At 64.0% G+C, this 20,634-nt stretch carries 16 protein-coding genes; 7 read left to right on the top strand and 9 right to left on the bottom strand.

Going from position 1 to position 20,634, the window contains the following annotated elements; translation table 11 throughout:
* Positions 1 to 2 precede the first annotated feature (2 nt).
* From NKI01_RS13215 to NKI01_RS13190, 6 genes are all read right to left on the bottom strand, one after another.
* The gene (locus tag NKI01_RS13215; protein ID WP_352483304.1) at positions 3 to 311 is read right to left on the bottom strand and encodes a formate dehydrogenase subunit delta; all 309 of its coding nucleotides are present in this window, start codon (positions 309 to 311) and stop codon (positions 3 to 5) included.
* A complete protein-coding gene (fdhD, locus tag NKI01_RS13210) occupies positions 301 to 1,128 on the bottom strand; it encodes a formate dehydrogenase accessory sulfurtransferase FdhD (protein ID WP_023717901.1) in 828 nt (275 codons plus the stop codon). Before fdhD ends, NKI01_RS13215 begins: the two co-directional genes overlap by 11 nt.
* Before the next feature lie 183 nt (positions 1,129 to 1,311).
* A complete protein-coding gene (gene fdhF / locus NKI01_RS13205; protein WP_352963426.1) occupies positions 1,312 to 4,224 on the bottom strand; it encodes a formate dehydrogenase subunit alpha in 2,913 nt (970 codons plus the stop codon).
* 12 nt (positions 4,225 to 4,236) lie between these two features.
* Positions 4,237 to 5,793: a formate dehydrogenase beta subunit gene (locus NKI01_RS13200; protein WP_352815822.1), complete on the bottom strand. Its 1,557-nt coding sequence runs from the start codon at positions 5,791 to 5,793 to the stop codon at positions 4,237 to 4,239.
* Positions 5,790 to 6,269 carry a formate dehydrogenase subunit gamma gene (locus tag NKI01_RS13195; protein ID WP_352791084.1) on the bottom strand — a complete coding sequence of 160 codons (480 nt, stop codon included), beginning with the start codon at positions 6,267 to 6,269 and terminating at the stop codon, positions 5,790 to 5,792. The genes NKI01_RS13200 and NKI01_RS13195 overlap by 4 nt, the downstream gene beginning before the upstream one ends.
* Before the next feature lie 133 nt (positions 6,270 to 6,402).
* Positions 6,403 to 7,302 carry a LysR family transcriptional regulator gene (locus NKI01_RS13190; protein ID WP_352963422.1) on the bottom strand — a complete coding sequence of 300 codons (900 nt, stop codon included), beginning with the start codon at positions 7,300 to 7,302 and terminating at the stop codon, positions 6,403 to 6,405.
* 194 nt (positions 7,303 to 7,496) lie between these two features.
* Between NKI01_RS13190 and NKI01_RS13185 the strand changes: the two genes are divergently transcribed.
* Together NKI01_RS13185 and NKI01_RS13180 are read left to right on the top strand one after the other, a co-directional pair.
* Entirely contained in the window at positions 7,497 to 8,138 is a 642-nt protein-coding gene (locus tag NKI01_RS13185; protein ID WP_023717896.1) for a DUF47 domain-containing protein, read from the top strand.
* Entirely contained in the window at positions 8,138 to 9,142 is a 1,005-nt protein-coding gene (locus NKI01_RS13180; RefSeq protein WP_352963420.1) for an inorganic phosphate transporter, read from the top strand. The genes NKI01_RS13185 and NKI01_RS13180 overlap by 1 nt, the downstream gene beginning before the upstream one ends.
* A 43-nt stretch (positions 9,143 to 9,185) precedes the next feature.
* Here NKI01_RS13180 and NKI01_RS13175 read toward each other — a convergent pair whose 3' ends face one another.
* Positions 9,186 to 9,563 carry a VOC family protein gene (locus NKI01_RS13175; RefSeq protein ID WP_352963417.1) on the bottom strand — a complete coding sequence of 126 codons (378 nt, stop codon included), beginning with the start codon at positions 9,561 to 9,563 and terminating at the stop codon, positions 9,186 to 9,188.
* A gap of 195 nt (positions 9,564 to 9,758) precedes the next feature.
* On the opposite strand from NKI01_RS13175, the gene NKI01_RS13170 reads away from it, so the two are divergent.
* From NKI01_RS13170 to chrA, 4 genes are all read left to right on the top strand, one after another.
* Positions 9,759 to 10,931, top strand: a complete 1,173-nt coding sequence (locus NKI01_RS13170) for an Mrp/NBP35 family ATP-binding protein (protein WP_352483316.1) — start codon at positions 9,759 to 9,761, stop codon at positions 10,929 to 10,931.
* 227 nt (positions 10,932 to 11,158) lie between these two features.
* Entirely contained in the window at positions 11,159 to 12,964 is a 1,806-nt protein-coding gene (locus NKI01_RS13165) for an IlvD/Edd family dehydratase (protein WP_352963415.1), read from the top strand.
* 264 nt (positions 12,965 to 13,228) lie between these two features.
* Positions 13,229 to 14,068, top strand: a complete 840-nt coding sequence (locus tag NKI01_RS13160) for a chromate resistance protein ChrB domain-containing protein (protein ID WP_352963413.1) — start codon at positions 13,229 to 13,231, stop codon at positions 14,066 to 14,068.
* Entirely contained in the window at positions 14,065 to 15,453 is a 1,389-nt protein-coding gene (gene chrA, locus NKI01_RS13155; protein ID WP_352963411.1) for a chromate efflux transporter, read from the top strand. Before NKI01_RS13160 ends, chrA begins: the two co-directional genes overlap by 4 nt.
* Before the next feature lie 3 nt (positions 15,454 to 15,456).
* Here the strand turns inward: chrA and NKI01_RS13150 are convergent, their stop codons facing one another.
* A complete protein-coding gene (locus tag NKI01_RS13150) occupies positions 15,457 to 17,046 on the bottom strand; it encodes a trimethylamine methyltransferase family protein (protein WP_352963409.1) in 1,590 nt (529 codons plus the stop codon).
* 194 nt (positions 17,047 to 17,240) lie between these two features.
* Complete coding sequence (gene pdxR / locus NKI01_RS13145; protein ID WP_352963407.1) at positions 17,241 to 18,734, bottom strand: MocR-like pyridoxine biosynthesis transcription factor PdxR; 1,494 nt, start codon at positions 18,732 to 18,734, stop codon at positions 17,241 to 17,243.
* 255 nt (positions 18,735 to 18,989) lie between these two features.
* On the opposite strand from pdxR, the gene pgi reads away from it, so the two are divergent.
* A complete protein-coding gene (gene pgi / locus NKI01_RS13140) occupies positions 18,990 to 20,633 on the top strand; it encodes a glucose-6-phosphate isomerase (protein WP_352483295.1) in 1,644 nt (547 codons plus the stop codon).
* Position 20,634 lies beyond the last annotated feature (1 nt).

Raw genomic sequence — 20,634 nt, 5'->3', positions numbered from 1 at the left:
GCCTACTTCTGTGACGCAGCCGTAGTCTCGGTGCTCGCTCCGCCGACGCTAAAACCTGCGCCCTCCGGCGCGCCCGGCCGCTTGATGTGTGGGGCGGCCGCGACGACAAGCTCGTTGAAGCCTTCGCCGCCGCTGTCGAGCATCTCGAACAATTGCCGGCGCATCCTCGGCTCCCAGAACTTGTTGATGTGCTCGGCGACGCCGGCAATGCCTTGCTCGCGCGGCTTGGAGTGGAAAAAGGCAGCGATCTGGTTGGCCATGCGAACCAGCTTTTCGCTGGTGCTCATGAGGTGGCCTTCGTCATGCGACATGCTTGGCAACTCCGGAAACCACGCGGTCAGGATGGGTGAAAATATCGAAATCATCGCCGCGCACCAGCGCCACCAGCGTCATGCCGGCGTCGTCTGCGGTGCGGATGGCAAGTGCCGTCGGCGCCGAGACGGCGATGATGAAGGCAGCACCGATCGCCGCGGTCTTCTGCACCATCTCGACCGAAACGCGCGACGTCACGACGACGGCCCCCGACCTGCCGTCGATACCGGCTTTGGCCAGCGCGCCGGCCAGCTTGTCCAGCGCATTGTGACGGCCGACATCCTCGCGCGCCATGACGATGCCCTTGCCGGGGAGGTAAAAACCGGCGGCGTGGACCGCGCCGGTCTCGGCGTGCAGCGGCTGCACCTTCGACAAAAGCTTGACCGAGCGGACGATGTCATCGGCCTGAAGTGTAAGTTTCGACGCACCGACCGGATCGACCGAGCGCATCGCTTCCTCGATCGATTCGATGCCGCACAGCCCGCAGCCGACCGGGCCGGCGAGCCGTCTGCGACGCGCCTCGAAACGGGTGTTGGCCTGGTCCTTCAGCCGGATCTGGATATCGATGCCGGCGCCGTGATCCTCGACCTCGATGGCTTCGATTTCGTCTGGCGAGGCAATGATGCCTTCGGTCAGCGAGAAGCCGAGCGCGAAATCCTCGAAATCGGCCGGGCTTGCCATCATCACCGCATGCGTGGTGCCGGCAAAGGAGAATGCTACCGGCGTCTCTTCCGGCACCATGCGGTTGGCGGCCGCGGTGCCGCCGGCGCGGCGCGCGAGGCGGCTGATCTGGGTGACAGCACGACGTTTGGGCATCACGCGGCACCCCCCTCTGGCCTACCGGCCATCTCCCCCTCAAGGGGGGAGATTGGCAGTTCAGACGTAAGGCACCCTTCGACGCTGGTGATTGGCGAAAGCCGAGATGACATCCAATCTCCTCCCTTGAGGGGGAGATGGCCGGTAGGCCAGAGGGGGGTGCTCCGGCACGACGCCAAAACGCTACTCCGCTGCTTGCAGCGAGGCGATGCGGCGGCTTTGCTTTGCCTGCTCGTCATAGTCGCGCTGCCATTCCGACGGGCCGTTGGATGCACCCACCTGCACCGCGGTCACCTTGTATTCCGGGCAGTTGGTCGCCCAGTCGGAGAAGTCGGTGGTGATGACGTTGGCCTGGGTATCGGGATGGTGGAAGGTCGTATAGACGACGCCCGGCGACACCCGGTCGGTGATCAGCGCGCGCAGCGTCGTCTCGCCCGAGCGGCTGGTCAGCCGCACCCAGTCGCCATCGCGCAGGCCGCGATTTTCGGCATCATGCGGATGGATCTCCAGCCGATCCTCGCTGTGCCACACGACGTTGTCGGTGCGCCTGGTCTGCGCGCCGACATTATACTGCGACAGGATGCGGCCGGTGGTCAGCAGCAGCGGGAAGCGCGGCCCGGTCCTCTCGTCGGTCGCGACATATTCGGTGCGGATGAACTTGCCCTTGCCGCGCACGAAGCCGCCAATATGCATGATCGGCGTGCCTTCCGGCGACTTCTCGTTGCAGGGCCACTGCACCGAGCCCACCCGGTCGAGAAGGTCGAAGGAAACGCCGGAGAAGCTCGGCGTCGTCTTGGCGATCTCGTCCATGATCTCGGAGGGATGCGTGTAGTTCCAGCCGAGGCCGAGCGCCTTGGCGAGCTCCTGCGTCGTCTCCCAGTCGGCATAGCCGCATTTCGGCTCCATCACCTTGCGCACCATGTTGATGCGGCGCTCGGCATTGGTGAAGGTGCCGTCCTTCTCGAGGAAGGTCGAGCCGGGCAGGAACACATGCGCGTAGTTGGCCGTCTCGTTGAGGAAGAGGTCGTGCACGACGACACATTCCATCGCGGCGAGACCCGCGGCGACATGCTTGGTGTCGGGGTCCGACTGCAGGATGTCCTCGCCCTGTACATAGAGCCCCTTGAACGAGCCGTCGACGGCCGCGTCCAGCATATTGGGGATGCGCAGGCCGGGCTCGTCGTCGAGCTTGACGCCCCACAGGCTCTCATAGATGGCGCGCACCGCGTCGCCCGAAATGTGGCGGTAGCCGGGAAGTTCGTGCGGGAACGAACCCATGTCGCAGGAGCCCTGCACATTGTTCTGGCCGCGCAGCGGATTCACGCCGACGCCCGGCCGGCCGATATTGCCGGTCGCCATGGCGAGGTTGGCAATGGCGATGACGGTGGTCGAGCCCTGGCTGTGCTCGGTCACGCCGAGGCCGTAATAGATCGCGCCGTTGCCGCCGCGCGCATAGAGCCGCGCCGCGCCGCGTATGTCGTCGGGATCGACATTGGCGAGCTGACCGACGACCTCCGGGCTGTTTTCCGGCAGTGCCACGAACGATGCCCAGTCCTGGAACTCGTCCCAGTCGCAGCGCTCGCGGATGAACGCCTCGTCGAACAGGCCTTCGGTGACGATGACATGGGCAAGTGCGGTCAGCATGGCGACGTTGGTGCCCGGCTTCAGCGGCAGATGGAACTGCGCTTCGACATGGGCCGAGCGCACGATATCGGTGCGGCGCGGATCGAGCACGATCAGCTTGGCGCCCTGGCGCATGCGCTTTTTCATACGCGAGGCGAACACCGGATGCGCATCGGTCGGATTGGCGCCGATCAGCAGGATGACGTCCGTCTGCTCGATCGAATCGAAATCCTGCGTGCCGGCGGAGGTACCGAAGGTCTGGCCCAGGCCATAGCCGGTCGGCGAATGGCAGACGCGGGCGCAGGTATCGACATTGTTGTTGCGGAAGCCCTGCCGGACCAGCTTCTGGACGAGGTAGGTCTCCTCGTTGGTGCAGCGCGACGAGGTGATGCCGCCGATCGACGTGCGGCCGTACTGGTACTGGATGCGGCGGAATTCATTCGCCGTATGGGTGAGCGCCTCTTCCCACGACACTTCGCGCCACGGATCGCTGACCCGCTCGCGGATCATCGGCTTCAGGATACGGTCCTTGTGTGTCGCATAGCCATAGGCGAAGCGGCCCTTGACGCAGGAGTGGCCGTGGTTGGCCTTGCCTGCCTTGTAGGGCATCATGCGAATGACCTCGTCGCCCTTGACCTCGGCCTTGAATGAGCAGCCGACGCCGCAATAGGCGCAGGTGGTGACGGTCGAGCGCTCGGGCAGGCCTTTCGCCAGCACGGTTTTCTCCCTCAGCGCATCGGTCGGGCAGGCCTGCACGCAGGCCCCGCACGACACGCATTCGGAATCGACGAACGCCTCGTGCATGCCGGCCGAGACCCTGGATTCGAAGCCGCGGCCCTCGATGGTCAGCGCGAACGTGCCTTGCACCTCTTCGCAGGCGCGCACGCAGCGCGAGCAGACGATGCATTGCGCCGGATCATAGGTGAAATAGGGGTTCGATTCATCGCGGGCGATGTAGTCGATGGTCAGCGAGCCATGGCCGGGCGCCACGCCGTTTTCTTGCTCGACGTGGTTGCGGCCGTCCACGCCATAGCGGTTCTCGGTCAGGCCGACCGTCCTGACGACCTTGTCGAACTCGCTGGCGCCGGTGCCGGCCGTCTCGCCCCACGCAGCCGGATGGTCAGAGACATAGAGCTCCATCACGCCGCGACGAATGGCGTTCAGCCGGTCGCTCTGGGTATGCACGACCATGCCTTCGCCAACCGGCGTCGTGCACGAGGCCGGCGTGCCGCCGCGCCCGTCGATCTCGACGAGGCAGACCCGGCAGGAGCCGAACGAGTCCAGCATGTCGGTTGCGCACAGTTTCGGGATTTCGACGCCCGCTTCCATCGAAGCGCGCATGATCGACGTACCCGCCGGCACCGTCACCGACTTGCCGTCGACGGTCAGCGTCACCTGCTGTTCCGCTTCGGAGGCGGGTGTGCCGTAGTCGATTTCCTGGACCAGCGATTTGATGTCTAATGCCGCGTTCATGCCTGTCCGCTCCTATTCCGCTGCTTCGGCGACCGGCGTCGGCCGAAAGTCGTCCGGAAAATGGTTGAGTGCACTCATCACCGGATATGGGGTGAAGCCGCCGAGAGCGCAAAGCGAGCCGAACTTCATCGTGTTGCAAAGGTCGGTGACCAGCGCGATCTGCTTTTCCGGTTCGATGTTCTCAGCGAGCCGGTCCAGCACCTCGACGCCGCGCGTCGAGCCGATGCGGCAGGGCGTGCACTTGCCGCAGCTCTCGATGGCGCAGAATTCCATGGCGAAGCGCGCCTGCTTCAGCATGTCGGCGCTGTCGTCGAAAACGACGATGCCGGCGTGGCCGATCAGCCCGTCCTTGGCCGCGAACGCCTCGTAGTCGAACGGCGTGTCGAACAGGGCGCGCGGGAAATAGGCGCCGAGTGGGCCACCGACCTGCACCGCTTTGACTGGGCGACCCGTTGCCGCGCCGCCGCCGATATCGTCGACGATCTCACCCAGCGTCATGCCGAACGCCGCCTCGTAGAGACCAGGATATTTGACGTTGCCGGCAATCTGGATCGGGATGGTGCCGCGCGAACGGCCCATGCCGAAATCCTTGTAGAAGGCGGCGCCCTTGTCCATGATCACCGGCACCGAGGCCAGCGAAATGACGTTGTTGATCACCGTCGGCTTGCCGAACAGGCCCTTATGCGCCGGCAGCGGCGGCTTGGCCCGCACCTGCCCGCGCTTGCCTTCGAGGCTGTCGAGCAGGGCGGTCTCCTCGCCGCAGACATAGGCGCCGGCGCCGACGCGCACTTCCATGTCGAATGAATTGGGTGACCCGAGCACATTGACGCCGAGCACGCCGGCCCTGCGGGCGATCTCGACGGCCTTCTGCATCACCGCCACCGCATGCGGATATTCCGAGCGGATATAGATGAAGCCCTTGGTCGCGCCGGTGGCGATGCCGGCGATCGCCATGCCTTCGATCAGCACGAAGGGGTCGCCTTCCATGATCATGCGGTCGGCGAACGTACCGGAATCGCCTTCATCGGCATTGCAGACGATGTATTTGCGGTCGGCCGACGTATCGAGGACCGTCTTCCATTTGATGCCGGTCGGGAAGCCGGCGCCGCCACGACCGCGCAGCCCGGACTCGGTCACCTGCTTGACGATGTCGGCCGGTGTCGTCGCCACTGCATTCTGCAGGCCGTTCAGCCCGCCATGCGCCTTGTAGTGATCGAGCGACAGCGGATCGGTGACGCCGCAGCGCGCAAAGGTCAGCCGCGTCTGCCTGGCCAGGAACGGGATCTTGTCCGGCGCGCCAAGCCAGCGCTTGTGGTGGCCGCCGGTGAGGAAGCCGCAGTCGAACAGGCTTTTGACGTCGGATGGCTTCACCGGCCCATAGGCGACGCGGCCAGTGGCTGTCGCCACTTCGACCATCGGCTCGAGGAAATAGGCGCCGCGCGAGCCGTTGCGCACGATCTTGGCCTCGATGCCGCGCTCGGCCAACTCCGCCCGAACCGCCTTGGCGACCCTTTCCGCACCCAGCGCCAGCGCGCCGGAATCGCCAGGAATGTAGATACGCGGGATCATGAGCGCACCTCGGCAACGATCTCACTGAGCTTTTCGTCGTCGAGCCGCCCGATCACCTCGCCATCCAGCATCGCCGACGGCGAGCAGGCGCAAAGGCCGAGGCAATAGACCGGCTCCAGCGTCACCGAACCGTCGCGGCTTGTCTCGTGGAAACCGATGCCCAGCAATGATTTGAGCTTGGCGGCAATCGCATCCGAACCCATCGACTGGCAGGCTTCCGCCTGGCAGAGCTTCAGCACATGCCGGCCGGCCGGCTGGCTGCGGTAATCGTGATAGAAGGTGACGACGCCATGCACCTCGGCCCTGGAGATGTTCAGCGCCTCGGCGATGACCGGCAGCGCGTCCTGCGGCACATAGCCGAACTCTTCCTGGATGCCGTGGAGGATGGGCAGCAGCGGGCCTTCGAGGCCTTTCAGCTCGTGGATGATCGCCGCCGTGCGCGATGCGATCTCGGTACTTGCAGGCTGCATCGTCATGCAGCGCCCTCCCTGGTCGTGGCGGTCTTCCGCTAAGTGCTTAGGAAATCAGAGGAAACCCGCTAAATCAATAAAGCCGATCCGTTGCTCGATAGAAATTTTCTATCGGTCCTGCTCACCAGCATTGTCTAGCCTAGCGGCGGGCGCGGAAATCGTCCGCCAGCGCCATTGCCTCGTCCAACAGCGCCGAGACCAGCGGCGTGTGCGGTTCGCGCGGCGCCGCCACCAGCCCGACGGTGTGGCTGGCATCCGGCTCGACGATCGGGATAGCCCGGATCGGCTCGGAAAAGCCGAACGTTTCCGCAAGGTTAAGCGGCATGATCGACGACCATTTGCCGGTGCGGATATGCGAGAACAGCACGATCATCGAGTTGGATTCCAGTGTCGGCCGCACCTGCACGCCGGCTTCGGCCAGATGCTGGTCGATGATGCGGCGGTTCTGCATGTCCAGCGTCAGCAGGCAGAGCGGCAGCTGGGAGAGTTCCGCCCATGTCACTTTGTCGCGGTCGAAATAGGGGTTCCCGACAGCGGTGATCAACTGGTAGCGCTCGTCGTAGAGCGGCACGCTGGTGACGCGTCCGAGCGGCTCGTTGTCGAGATAGGTGATGCCGGCGTCGATGTCGAAATTGCCGAGCAGCGACAGCACCTCGATCGATGTCCGCGACAGCACCGAGAAGGTGACGCCGGGATGCTTTGCCCGAAACGGCGTCGTCAATCGCGCCACCATGGCGAGGGCCGTCGGGATCGCGGCGATGCGGATGCGTCCTGACAGGCCGTGGCGTGCCGCCCGCATCTCCTCGCGCATGGTCCTGCTATCGCCGACGATGCGGCGCGCCCACACCAGCACCTGCTTGCCTTCCGGCGTCAGCCCCTGGAAGCGCGAGCCGCGCAGCACCAGCATCACGCCGAGCTGGCCCTCCAGCTGCTTGATGCCGGCCGAAAGCGTCGGTTGGGTGACGCCGCACACCTCCGCCGCGCGGCCGAAATGTTCTTCCCTGGCGAGTGCTATGAAGAATTCCAGCTTGTCGATCATGCCGTCGGGAGCCTGTCACGGACGCTATGTCCGATCTTAGCGCGCAAGGTCGGGGAAATCGCCTTCGGCCGCAAGCCGCCTGTGCAAATCGCCCGCATCCACATCTTTCAGCCGGCTTACTGTTTCCCGCGATGGAACGCGGCGCTATGTGGATGGGATGGGGTCGTGGACTGGACACGACGGGAGACCGAAACATGCTGGGCTGGTTCCGCAAGCTTTTGCCGCGCGAAGATCGCTTCTTCGACCTGTTCGAGCGGCATTCCCGCACTGTGGTCGGCGGCGCTGAGGCACTGCAGCAGCTTTTGCAGGGCAACGACATCGACCGCTGGTGTCAGACGATCATCGATCTCGAGGACGAAGCCGATCAGATCACCGCGGAAGTTCTGCTGGCCGTGCGCCGCTCCTTCATCACGCCCTTCGATCGCGGCGACATCAAGGACCTGATCCAGTCGATGGATGATGCCATCGACATGATGCACAAGACCGTCAAGACGGTAAGGTTGTTCGAAAAGAAGGAATTCGACCCGCTGATGCAGGAAATGGGGGCCGTCATCGTCGAGGCCGCCAAGTTGGTGGCCGAGGCGATCCCACTGCTCGGCAAGGTCGGGGCGCATACGGTGCGCCTCAACGCCATCGCCGAGGAGGTCATGCGCGCCGAAGGCCGGGCCGACGACCTGCACGAACAGGGCCTGAAGGACCTGTTCAAGCGGCACGGCCGCAGCGATCCGATGGCCTATCTGATCGGCAGCGAGATCTACGGCCAGCTGGAAAAGGTGGTCGACCGCTTCGAGGACGTCGCCAACGAAATCAGCGGCATCGTCATCGAGAACGTATAGTGGAAGCCGCGATAGCCTTTCCGGTGCTGGTCGGCCTTGTCGCCGTCGCACTGTTCTTCGATTTCCTCAACGGCCTGCACGATGCCGCCAACTCCATCGCGACAATCGTCTCCACCCGCGTGCTGAGGCCGCATTATGCGGTGTTCTGGGCGGCTTTCTTCAATTTCATCGCCTTCATGTTCTTCGGTCTTCACGTGGCGGAGACGCTGGGAACCGGCATCATCGACGCCAGCATCGTCACGCCGGCAGTGATCTTCGCAGCACTTGTCGGCGCCATCGTCTGGAATATCGTCACCTGGCTCGTCGGTATCCCGTCCAGCAGCTCGCACGCGCTGATCGGCGGTTTGGTCGGCGCCGGCGTTGCCAAGGCCGGCACCGGCGCCATCGTCTGGGCCGGATTGGGCAAGACGACGGCGGCCATCGTGCTGTCGCCGGCGGCAGGCTTTCTGCTGGCGCTCGTCTTGATCCTCGCGGTCTCCTGGCTGTTCGTGCGGCAGACGCCGTTCGCCGTCGACAGCACCTTCCGCGTCATGCAGTTCTTTTCCGCCTCGCTCTATTCGCTCGGCCATGGCGGCAACGACGCGCAGAAGACCATGGGCATCATCGCCGTGCTGCTTTATTCGCAAGGTATGCTCGGCGCGAATTTTTACGTGCCGCTGTGGGTCGTCATCACCTGTCAGTCGGCGCTGGCGCTGGGCACATTGTTCGGCGGCTGGCGCATCGTCCACACAATGGGCTCGAAGATCACCCGGCTGAACCCGATGCAGGGTTTCTGCGCCGAGACCGGCGGTGCGATCACCCTGTTCGCCGCCACCTGGCTCGGTATTCCGGTATCGACCACGCACACGATCACCGGCGCCATCATTGGCGTCGGCGCCGCCCGCCGCGTCTCTGCCGTTCGCTGGGGCATTGCCGGCAACATCGTGGTTGCCTGGATTATCACCCTGCCGGCAACCGCGGTGATTGCGGCCCTCACCTACCTCGCGGTCGGCCTGGCAAGGTGAGAGCACCGCAGCACTGCGCGGCGGCGGTGCGTGAACGCCGTATCTACCTGTCCACAAGGTTCAGGATGTTGCCGTCCGGATCCTTGAACCATGCGACCTTCATGCCCTGACCGACATGAACGTCACCCTCCAGCGTCAGGCCTGGCATGTCGTAATGCTCGAAGGTCACGCCCTTCGATTTCAACGCCTCAACGATTTTGCCGAGCTCGTCGCCGACCGTCCAGGTCACAGCCGTCGCCTTGTTGGTCCCAGCGAAATTCGAATGGTACACGTTGATGCTGGTATCGCCGCTTTTATAGACGATCAGTTCGCCACCTTCATTGTGCACCTCTTTCAGGCCGAGCGTCCCTTCGTAGAAAGTCCTGGCTTTGGCCAGGTCCTTCACTGCGAGATTGGCCGTTGCGTTGCTGTTTGCGAGCATGATCGTCTCCTTCCCTTGATGTCGTGCTCATGCTGCTCCTTCAGATAGGTCGTAGCGGATGGTTGGCGACCGTCGATCAGGCAAATCCGACAGCGTCGGTCAGTTTTCCGGGGCACCCCAGGCCGGCTGTTGCTCCACGGCTTGGTTCTCTCCGGAAACTGCACTATCTCAGGCGCGAGCTTGCATGAGGAAGATCTGATGTCCGTCACCAAGGAAATCGTCATCGAACGCCTGAAGACGGTCAACGGGCCGGATTTCACCGGCAATATCGTCGACCTCGGCATGGTTTCCGAGATTTTCATTGCCGATGCCAAGGTGTTCTTCTCGATCACCGTTCCCGCTGCCCGTGCCCAGGAGATGGAGCCGCTGCGTGCGGCCGCCGAGCGTGTCGTCAAGGCGATCCCCGGTGTCGCCGGCGCCGTAGTGGCGCTGACGGCGGAAAAGAAGGGCGGCGGCATGGAGGCGCCGGTTCCGCAAAGACCGGCTCAGAGGCCCGCTCCGCCGGCCGCACCTGCTCGTCCCGCGCCGCAGGCGCCCGCCTCGCACAGCCATGGCAAGCGTGGCGTACCAGGCATCGACGCCATCATCGCTGTTGCTTCCGGCAAGGGCGGCGTCGGCAAGTCGACCACCGCCGTCAATATCGCCCTTGGCCTGGCCGCCAACGGGTTGCGGGTCGGCGTGCTCGATGCCGATATTTATGGCCCGTCCATGCCACGCCTGCTCAACATTCATGGCCGGCCGCAGACCGTCGACGGCAAGATCCTGAAGCCAATGCAGAACTATGGCCTCAAGGTCATGTCGATGGGCTTCCTCGTCGATGAGGAGACGCCGATGATCTGGCGCGGGCCGATGGTGATGTCGGCATTGACGCAAATGCTGCGCGAAGTCGAATGGGGACCGCTCGACGTGCTCGTCGTCGACATGCCGCCCGGCACCGGCGACGCCCAGCTGACCATGGCCCAACAGGTGCCGCTGGCCGGCGCCGTCATCGTCTCGACGCCACAGGACCTGGCCCTGATCGATGCGCGCAAAGGTCTCAACATGTTCAGAAAGGTCGACGTGCCGCTTTTGGGCATCGTCGAAAACATGAGCTATTTTCTCGCCCCCGATACGGGGAAACGCTACGACATCTTCGGCCATGGCGGCGCGCGCCGTGAGGCAGAGCGCCTCGGCGTCACCTTCCTTGGCGAAGTGCCGCTCGAGATGGGCATCCGCGAAAGCTCCGATGCCGGCACGCCGGTGGTGGTCTCCAAGCCCGATAGCGCCGAGGCGAAAATCTATCGCGACATCGCCGCCAAGGTCTGGCACCGCGTCAATGAAGAGCGCGGCGCGGCCGAGGCTGCAGTGCCGAGCATCGTGTTCGAGTGATGCGGATATCCTTCCCCTTTGAGCGGAGGGTGGCCCGAAGGACCGGGCGGGGTCCGCGGCGACACGCTCCAACTTTTCCGGGATAGCGGACTGACAAACCACGATCCCGTCTAGCGCGGAGGCAGATGTGTGTCTATCGCACCAAAGTGCGGATTCGGATGGCGCGTGCCCCTTGCCTGCTCCCGCGCGTTGTCATATCGATTTGTCATACAAATACGGAGACCACGATGGCAGGCGCCCCCACCAGCAAGAAAAAATTTCGCTCGCAAGAGTGGTTCGACAATCCCGACAATCCGGGCATGACGGCACTTTATCTGGAGCGCTACCTGAATTACGGGCTGACGCGGGCCGAACTGATGTCCGGCAAGCCGCTGATCGGCATCGCCCAGACCGGCTCGGACCTGTCGCCCTGCAACCGCCATCACATCGAACTGGCCAAGCGCGTGCGCGAGGGCATCGTCTCGATGGGCGGCATTCCTTTCGAGTTTCCTTGCCACCCGATCCAGGAAACCGGCAAGCGGCCGACAGCTGCGCTCGACCGCAACCTTGCCTATCTCAGCCTGGTCGAGGTGCTCTACGGCTATCCGCTCGACGGCGTGGTGCTCACCATCGGCTGCGACAAGACGACGCCGGCCATGCTGATGGCCGCGGCTACCGTCAACATTCCGGCTATCGCGCTTTCGGTCGGCCCGATGCTCAACGGCTGGCACAAGGGCAAGCGCACCGGCTCCGGCACCATCGTCTGGGAATCGCGCCAGCGCCTGTCGGCCGGCGAGATCGGCTATGACGAGTTCATGGACATCGTCGCCTCCTCGGCGCCGTCGACCGGCTATTGCAACACGATGGGCACCGCTACCACGATGAATTCGCTGGCCGAGGCGCTCGGCATGCAATTGCCGGGCTCGGCCGCAATCCCCGCCCCCTATCGCGAACGCGGCCAGATCGCCTATGAGACTGGAAAGCGCATCGTCGACATGGTGCATGAGGATCTGAAGCCCTCCGACATCATGACCCGCAAGGCCTTCGAGAACGCCATCGTCGTCAATTCGGCGATCGGCGGGTCGACCAATGCGCCGATCCACCTCAACGCCATCGCCCGCCACCTCGGCGTGCCGCTCGACAACAACGATTGGCAGAAGGTTGGCCTCAACATTCCGCTCATCGTCAATCTGCAGCCGACCGGCGAATATCTCGGCGAGGACTATCACCATGCCGGCGGCGTGCCGGCTGTGATCGCCGAACTGATGAAGGGCGGCATGCTGCCCTATCCGGAAGCCATGACTGCTAACGGCAAGACCATCGGCGACAATTGCAGCGGCGCCGTCAACGAGAACCTCGACGTCATCCGCACGGTTGCCGAGCCGCTGAAAGCCAATGCCGGCTTCATCAACCTCAAGGGCAATCTGTTCGATTCGGCGATCATGAAGACCAGTGGCATCTCGCCCGAATTCCGCGAACGCTATCTGTCGAACCCGAAGGACCCGGAAGCGTTCGAGGGCAACGCCATGGTCTTCGACGGCCCCGAGGATTATCACGCCCGTATCGACGACCCGGCACAGGGCATCGACGAGTACACCATCCTGTTCATGCGCGGCGCCGGCCCGATCGGCTATCCCGGCGGCGCCGAAGTCGTCAACATGCAGCCGCCTGCCTATCTGATCAAAAAGGGCATCCACGCGCTGGCCTGTATCGGCGACGGTCGTCAGTCAGGCACGTCGGGCTCGCCGTCGATCCTCAACGCCTCGCCGGAAGCCGCCATCGGCGGCGGCCTGGCGCTGCTGAAGACCGGCGATCGCGTCCGCATCGACCTGCGCAAGGGTACCGCCGACATCCTTGTCAGCGACGACGAGATCACGCGGCGCCGCGCCGAGCTGCAGAACAATGGCGGCTATCATTATCCGAAGCACCAGACGCCGTGGCAGGAAATCCAGCGCGGCATGGTCGACCAGTTTTCCGAAGGCATGGTGCTGAAGCCGGCGGTGAAGTACCAGGATGTGGCTCATACAAGCGGCGTGCCGAGGGACAATCACTGACCAGGGTCCGTCGCACGAGCCGTCAGGTCGCCAGCGTAACGGTCACCTCATTTCTCCCCGTCAACAGCCCGCTAACGGGGAGAAATGCCCGCCACAGAGTTGGACGCGGTCATTTGTCAAAAGCGATCGCTCCCGCGAGAACGGGAATGCTTGACAAGCGGGCGTGACAAATCCACGATCATCGTAAGGGGTGCATCGCGACGACCCCGTGAGGCGTCAGCCCAACGTTCGCGTCCAAGCTTCTCTTTCAAGGAGGTGGACGCCATGCCGTCAACAACCGCTATCACTGTATCGCAACTGTCTCGTCTGATTGGGCTGCCGGGTGCGCCCGCAATCATCGATGTCCGCATCAATGATGACTACAACGCCGATCCGCGCCTGTTGCCGGGCTCAATCCGGTGTGACTTCAAGACCGTCGCCACCTGGGCTGGCGAATTCACTGGCCAGCAAGTGACGGTGGTCTGCCAACAGGGAAAAAAGCTCTCGCAAGGCGTGGCCGCATGGCTGCGGCACGAGGGCATTGCCGCCGAATCGCTCGAAGGCGGGTTTGAGGCATGGCGCGATGCCAAGGGGCTTTTGGTTCACACCGGCAAGATACCGCCCGCCGATGCCAAGGGCCGCACCGTTTGGGTGACGCGTACGCGCCCGAAGGTCGATCGCATCGCGTGCCCCTGGCTGATCCGACGCTTCATCAATCCTCACGCGGTCTTTCTCTTCGTCGAGCCGGCCGAAGTGGCGGCCGTCGCCGATCGCTTTCAGGCCGTGCCTTTCGACATCGAGAACGTGTTCTGGAGCCACCGCGGCGAACGCTGCACCTTCGATACCATGATCGAGGAGTTCGGACTAAAATCCGAAGCGCTCGATCGCCTCGCCACGATCATACGCGCTGCCGATACTGCGAGCCTCGATCTTGTCCCACAGGCGGCCGGGTTCCTGGCCGCCTCGCTTGGCCTGTCACGGATGTTTCGCGACGATCTGGAGCAGCTCGAGGCCGGCATGCTGCTTTACGATGCGTTCTTCCGCTGGTGCCGCGATGCCACCGAGGAGACGCATAACTGGCCGGCCGCCGGCACGGGCAATCTCGGCGCGGGCAAGCCTTCGTGAGCGCCGTCCTTTCGAAAAAGCCGCCGGAGATCCAAGAGCCGGTTGTGCCGAGCTTCCGGCAGGCCGTGAAAGTCTGGGCGAAAATCGGCGTGCTCAGCTTTGGCGGCCCGGCCGGGCAGATCGCACTCATGCACAAGGAATTGGTCGAGGAACGGCGCTGGATCGGCGAACAGCGTTTCCTGCATGCGTTGAACTACTGCATGCTGCTGCCTGGCCCCGAGGCCCAGCAGCTCGCCATCTATATCGGCTGGTTGCTGCACAAAACGGTCGGCGGCCTTGTTGCCGGCATTCTCTTCGTCGTGCCGGGCGCGCTTGTCATGCTCGTCCTGAGGAGCCTCTATGCGCTCTATGGCGATGTACCACTCGTCGCGGCGCTGTTTTTCGGGGTCAAGGCGACCGTGCTCGCCATTGTCATCGAGGCGGTGATCCGGATCGGCAGACGCGCGCTGAAAAACCCCGTCATGGTGTCGATCGCACTCGCCGCCTTCATCGCCATCTACGCGTTGAACGTGCCGTTTCCGCTGATCGTCCTGCTTGCCGGCCTGGCAGGCTGGATCGGCAACCGTAGTGCGCCGGCATTTTTTTCCGGCGCTTCGCATGGCAAGGGCGATGTTCCCGACATCAAGGGCGCGGTCGATCTGATGTTCGAGCGCGGTGAACTGACCCACGTCAGGCCGACGCGATGGCACGCGCCGCGCATCTTGGCGATCTGGCTGCCGATCTGGCTCGGGCCTGTTCTGCTGGTCTGGGCTGTCACCGGCTCGGCCAGCGTCTGGACGCAAATCGGTGGCTTCTTCAGTGTCATGGCGGTCGTTACCTTCGGCGGCGCCTACGCGGCCCTTGCCTATGTGGCGCAGGCAGCGGTCGAGTACTTCGGCTGGCTGGCACCCGGTGAAATGGTCGACGGCCTCGGACTTGCCGAAACCACGCCGGGCCCGCTCATCCTGGTCTTGCAGTTCGTCGGCTTCGTCGCTGCCTTCCGCCAGTCGGGCTCGCTGGCGCCTCTGCTTGCCGGGTTGTTTGGCGGGCTGTTCACGCTGTGGGCGACGTTTACCCCATGTTTCCTGTGGATATTCCTTGGCGCGCCTTACATCGAAGCGCTGCGCGGCAACAAGGCGCTGTCGGCGGCGCTCGGCGCAATCACCGCCGCCGTCGTCGGCGTCATCATGAATCTCGCTCTATGGTTCGGCTTGCACGTCATCTTCGGCGAAGTGCGCAATGTCGGGCTTGGAATGGACGTGCCGGTGCTTTCATCGATAGACTGGCGCGCGGCGCTGCTTTCCTGTGCCTCGATGATCGCCATTCTGAAGCTGAAAATCGGCATGCTGCCGACGCTTGCCGGATCGGCGCTGGCCGGCGTCTTGTTGCTGGCGGCGAGCGGCTAACGCTCAGCCGCCCATTCTGCCGCGCGGCAGCTTGATCATATCGCCGAAACGGGCGCGCAATTTGTCGTCGACGGGCTTCGGCACATGGCGCGGGAAGCGTTCGGCAAGCACGCGTTTCTTCTCGATGATCGCCCGCTGCAAGATGTCGGGCCTGCCTTTCTCATTCCATTCCTTCGGCGAAAAGCGGTCGCCGACGGCCGGATAGAAATATTCGGTCTGCATCAGCCGCAGCGTCTGCTCGTTGCCGAGATAATGGCCCGGGCCCTTCAGGCAGACATCGGCGATGGTGTCGATGGACAGCGACTCGTCCGTCACCTCGATGCCGCGCACGCAGCGCAGGCAGTGGCCGAGCATGTCGTTGTCGATGATCAGGCTCTCAAGGCAAAAGCCGAGCAGCGAGGCGTGCATGCCGGCCGATTCGTAAACCAGGTTGAGGCCGGCAAGACCGGCCATCACGTCGGTTATGCCCTTTTCGTAGCCTGACTGAATGTCAGGCAGTTTCGAATCCGTCATGCCGGCGGCCGAACCGCCCGGCAGGTCGTAAAATTGTGCCATCTGCGCGCAGGCCGCGGTCAGCACCGCCTGCTCGGCCGAACCGCCCGACATGGCGCCGGTCCGGAGGTCCGAGACGAACGGCCAGGTGCCGAAGATTGCCGGGTGGCCTGGCTTGATGGCGTTGACATAGATTAGGCCGACCAGCACTTCGGCGACCGCCTGCACCACGGCACCGGCAATCGCCGCCGGTGCCGTCGCACCTGCCTGGCCTGCCGACAGCAGCAGGATCGGAATGCCGCCCTCGGCACAGGCTTCGAGCACGCCGCAGGCGTCCTCGGCAAACTTCATCGGCGGCACGACGAAACAGTTCGAATTGGAGACGAAAGGCCGCGCGCGAAAATTCTCTTCGCCGCCGGCGATGGCATAGAGCATGTCGAGCGCCGGCTTGACGTTCTCACGCACGGTAAACGAGGTGCCGACATGCTTCGACGTGCCCATGACACAGGCGTAGAGCGTGTTGAAATCCATATCGAGCGGGTCGGGGATGTCGCGTGGCACCATCGGCCGCTGGAAGAAATGGATGTTGTCGAGCCCCTCGACCAGACGCGCCGCATCGTAAATGTCCTGCAGCAGCGACTCGCGATACTCACGCTTTTCGACATCGACAAGATGCACCGCAGCACCAGCCGTGCCGTAATGCACACGCTTGCCCTGGATCACCATGTCGTGCTTCGGATCCTGGCCGTGCAGGGTGAAATGCCGCGCCGCTTTCTTGATCGTTTCGACCACCAGACCGCGAGGAAAGCGCAGGCGGCCGTCCTCGCCAAGCGTTGCGCCGGCCTTGGTCAGTGCCTCAATGCAAGAGGGGATGGCGTTGGCGAAACCGACCGTCTCCAAAAGGGTAAGCACGGCCTCGTGGATACGTTCGCAATCATTGCCGCTGAGCGGGCTGTAGCTTCCGCCTTCGAGGCCGGCGCGCACCGGCTTGACGTCGTCGGCGAGCGGTGCCGCCCGCATGGCGCGGCGCGCCTCGCGCCCGCCGGACCGCCGCGAACGCTGGTCTGCGGACACGTCCTGCTTCTCATGGGCCATTGGCATGAAGGCACTCCAACTTTAGCTGCGGAGCGGGCGCGGCGGTTGGTCCACCATCGGCCTGCTTCGTCCCCTTTATACAGCGACTATGCCGCCGGCATTGGCACAGCCTATGTGCCAGCCGGTCCCGTCGCATATGCCAAGGAGCTAAAGAACCGGAGCCGCACTACATGCGCCAGGCTCCGGTCGGGGAAGGGAGATCAGGCCGCTGCCGGCCTGCGTCCAGCTGCCGTCGCCAGTTCGCGGATGCCGGGTTCGATGTGCTGCAACGCGATCGAGGAAATGCCCAAGCGCATGAAACGCGATGGCTTTTCGGTGCGGTCGAAGAAGCGGTCGCCAGGCTCGATGATGACGCTGCGCGAGGCCGCGGCCTCCGCCAGCCCGCGCGAATCGGTGCCGCGCGGTCCCTCGAGCCAGAGCGACGTGCCGCCGGCCGAATCGGTCGAGCGCCACTCCGGCAGGAAGGCGGAAATCGCATGGACCAGACGCTTGCGCCTCTCGTCGAAGGCGCTCGACAGCCGCCGCACCAGCGCCTCGTGATGGCCGAGCGACAGGAACAATGCGACGGCGCGCTGGTTGTTCGCCGGCGGGTGGCGCAGCATGAAGCGGCGCAGCGCCCGAAGCTCGGAGATCAGCCCGGCCGAGGCGACGATGTAGCCGAGCCTGAGGCCGGGAGCCAACGTCTTCGACATCGAGCCGACATAGACGACGCGGCCCGAGCGATCGAGGCTCTTCAGCGCCTGCTGCGGCGACTCGTCCAGGAGCTGACTGTCATAGCCGTCCTCGATGATGATCTGGTTGTAGCGGTTGGCGCGCGCCAAAAGATCCTGCCGCCGCTCCGCCGACAGCGGCACCATGGTCGGGCAATGGTGGCTGGGCGTGACGAAGACGAAGCCAGAATCATTGGGAATGGCCGAGGTTACGATGCCGGAGTGGTCGACCGGAACCGGCTGGATCTCGGCGCCGGCCAGCCGGAAGATCGAACGTGCATCGGGATAGCCCGGATCCTCCATCGCCACCTTGGAGCCTTTCGTCATCAACAGCGTCGCCAGCATGTAGAGCGCGTTCTGCGCCCCCAGCGTCACGATGATCTCGTCCGGATTGGCGAAGATGCCGCGCCGCGGCAGCAGCCGTGCCTGGATCTGCTCGATCAGGAGCGGATCGTCGCGGTCGACCATGTCGGACGCCCAGTTGCGGATTTCGAGCACCGCCAGCGCCATGCGGTTGCACTCGCGCCATTCGGCGGTCGGGAACAGCGCCGGGTCGAACTGGCCATAGACGAAGGGGTAGGACGACTTGATCCAGTTGTCGTGCTTGGCCGGCGGTGGCATGTCGCTCGCCGCGATCTGCCGGCGGGCCTTCCAGTCGATCTCGTTGGCTTGGTCGGGCGCCTTCTGGTGCGGTTTGGCCGGCGTCGCCAGCACTTCGGGATTGACGAAGTGGCCGCGGCGCTCGCGCGCCACCAGGAAGCCCTGGTCGACCAGCTGCTGGAAGGCCAGCACCACGGTGCCACGCGCTACGCCGAGTTTTTCGGCGAGAATCCGGCAGGACGGAAGCGGCATGGAAGCCGCGATCTGCCGGTCGAGGATGGCGGCGACGATCGCCTGACGGATCTGCGCCTGCAGGGTCTGACCGGATTCCGCCGAAATCCGGAACAGGCCGGACCATATGGCCGTGTCGTTTCTCTGTGGCATGGGAGATGTTCCTCGATGGCCAGCTTTTTTCACTTGGCTGGACCAGTCGAATGTACCGGTGGCACAAGGTGTTGCGCCAATCAATTTTTCTGATCGCTGGGATTTATGCCAGTGATCCTTTGCGCCGGCCCACGCTGCGCTGCGGCATCGCTGCGCATTGAAACGGATGGAATTCGACCCGATAGTTTGCCGCGACGACACGCGCCGGAAACATCCGGCCTGATAAGATGCATCTCAAGAGACCGGAGCGAAGCAGTGGATCAATCGTCCTTTCAAAAGCAGCTCGACTTGTTGCGCGATCATCGTGCGGCCAAATCGGGCTCGATGCGCGAGGCTTTCGCTGCCGATCCGCAGCGCTTCGAGAAATTCTCCGCCAGCGACGGCGACCTGCTGCTCGACTGGTCGAAATGCGCGGTCGATGCGCGGACGATGGAGTTGCTGGAGAACCTAGCTGAGGCCGCCGACCTCGAAGGCCGGCGCGACGCGATGTTTGCTGGCAACAAGATCAACGTCACCGAAGGCCGCGCCGTGCTGCACACGGCGCTGCGTAACCTTACCGGCAAGGGCATCGTGCTCGACGGCCAGGACGTGAAGGCAGAAGTCCTCGGCGTACTCGACGCGATGGGCGCCTTCGCCGACGCGGTGCGTTCCGGCAAGGCGGCCGGCGCCACCGGCAAGAAGATCACCGACATCGTCAACATCGGCATCGGCGGCTCCGACCTCGGCCCGGCCATGGCGACGCTGGCGCTGGCGCCCTATCATGACGGTCCGCGCGCACATTACGTGTCCAATATCGACGGTGCCCATATCCACGACACGCTGAAGGGTCTTTCCGCCGAGACCACCCTGTTCATCATCGCCTCCAAGACCTTCACTACGGTCGAGACGATGACCAACGCCGAGACGGCACGCAGATGGGTCGAGAAGGCGCTCGGCAAGGAAGCGGTCGGCAAGCATTTCGCTGCCGTCTCGACGGCGCTCGACCTGGTCGCCAAATTCGGCATCGCGCCCGATCGCGTCTTCGGCTTCTGGGACTGGGTCGGCGGTCGTTATTCCGTCTGGGGTGCGATCGGCCTGCCGGTGATGATCGCCATAGGCCCTAAGGATTTTCGCGCCTTTCTCGACGGCGCCCATGAGATGGACGAGCATTTCCGCACCGCGCCGCTGGCGAACAACCTGCCGGCGCTGATGGGGCTGATCGGCTGGTGGCATCGCGTGATCTGCAAATATCCCGCTCGCGCCGTCATCCCTTACGATCAGCGTCTGTCCAGGCTGCCGGCCTATCTGCAGCAGCTCGACATGGAATCGAACGGCAAGAGCGTCACCCTGGATGGCGGTGCTGTAACGACGCCGACCGGCCCGCTGGTCTGGGGCGAGCCCGGCACCAACGGCCAGCACGCCTTCTTCCAGCTTCTGCATCAGGGCACCGATTTCATTCCGGTCGAATTCCTCGCCGCTGCCGTCGGCCACGAGCCGGAACTGAAGCATCACCACGACCTTCTGCTTGCCAATTGCCTGGCGCAGTCGGAAGCCTTCATGAAGGGCCGCACGCTGGAGGAGGCCCGCGCGCAGATGCTGGCGAAAGGCGTGAAGCCCGCCGATGTCGACAGGATTGCTCCGCACCGCGTCTTCTCCGGCGACCGCCCCTCGGTGACGATCCTCTACAGAAAGCTCGACCCACGTACATTCGGACGGCTGATTGCGCTTTACGAACATCGCGTCTTCGTCGAAGGCACGCTGTTCAACATCAACTCCTTCGACCAGTGGGGCGTCGAGCTCGGCAAGGAACTGGCGACCGGGCTGCTGCCCGTCGTTGAAGGCAAGGAGAATGCCGCAAAGCGGGATGCCTCGACTGCCGGACTGGTGGAATACATTCACCGCTTGCGCGGCCCGGAGTGAA

The organism is Mesorhizobium sp. M0815 (assembly GCF_040319995.1).
Lineage (GTDB): Bacteria > Pseudomonadota > Alphaproteobacteria > Rhizobiales > Rhizobiaceae > Mesorhizobium.
Note: the sequence above shows the minus strand (reverse complement) of the source record. Positions and strands in the feature narration are given on the sequence as shown.

What these genes read in the sequence shown, in the direction of transcription:
- NKI01_RS13165 (WP_352963415.1), top strand. Translation starts at nt 11,159, where the DNA reads ATGGCAGGCGCCCCCACCAGCAAGAAAAAATTTCGCTCGCAAGAGTGG.
- NKI01_RS13175 (WP_352963417.1), bottom strand. Translation starts at nt 9,563, where the DNA reads ATGCTCGCAAACAGCAACGCAACGGCCAATCTCGCAGTGAAGGACCTG.
- NKI01_RS13190 (WP_352963422.1), bottom strand. Translation starts at nt 7,302, where the DNA reads ATGATCGACAAGCTGGAATTCTTCATAGCACTCGCCAGGGAAGAACAT.
- pdxR (WP_352963407.1), bottom strand. Translation starts at nt 18,734, where the DNA reads ATGCCACAGAGAAACGACACGGCCATATGGTCCGGCCTGTTCCGGATT.
- NKI01_RS13185 (WP_023717896.1), top strand. Translation starts at nt 7,497, where the DNA reads ATGCTGGGCTGGTTCCGCAAGCTTTTGCCGCGCGAAGATCGCTTCTTC.
- fdhF (WP_352963426.1), bottom strand. Translation starts at nt 4,224, where the DNA reads ATGAACGCGGCATTAGACATCAAATCGCTGGTCCAGGAAATCGACTAC.
- fdhD (WP_023717901.1), bottom strand. Translation starts at nt 1,128, where the DNA reads ATGCCCAAACGTCGTGCTGTCACCCAGATCAGCCGCCTCGCGCGCCGC.
- NKI01_RS13150 (WP_352963409.1), bottom strand. Translation starts at nt 17,046, where the DNA reads ATGCCAATGGCCCATGAGAAGCAGGACGTGTCCGCAGACCAGCGTTCG.
- NKI01_RS13160 (WP_352963413.1), top strand. Translation starts at nt 13,229, where the DNA reads ATGCCGTCAACAACCGCTATCACTGTATCGCAACTGTCTCGTCTGATT.
- NKI01_RS13195 (WP_352791084.1), bottom strand. Translation starts at nt 6,269, where the DNA reads ATGACGATGCAGCCTGCAAGTACCGAGATCGCATCGCGCACGGCGGCG.
- NKI01_RS13200 (WP_352815822.1), bottom strand. Translation starts at nt 5,793, where the DNA reads ATGATCCCGCGTATCTACATTCCTGGCGATTCCGGCGCGCTGGCGCTG.
- NKI01_RS13215 (WP_352483304.1), bottom strand. Translation starts at nt 311, where the DNA reads ATGTCGCATGACGAAGGCCACCTCATGAGCACCAGCGAAAAGCTGGTT.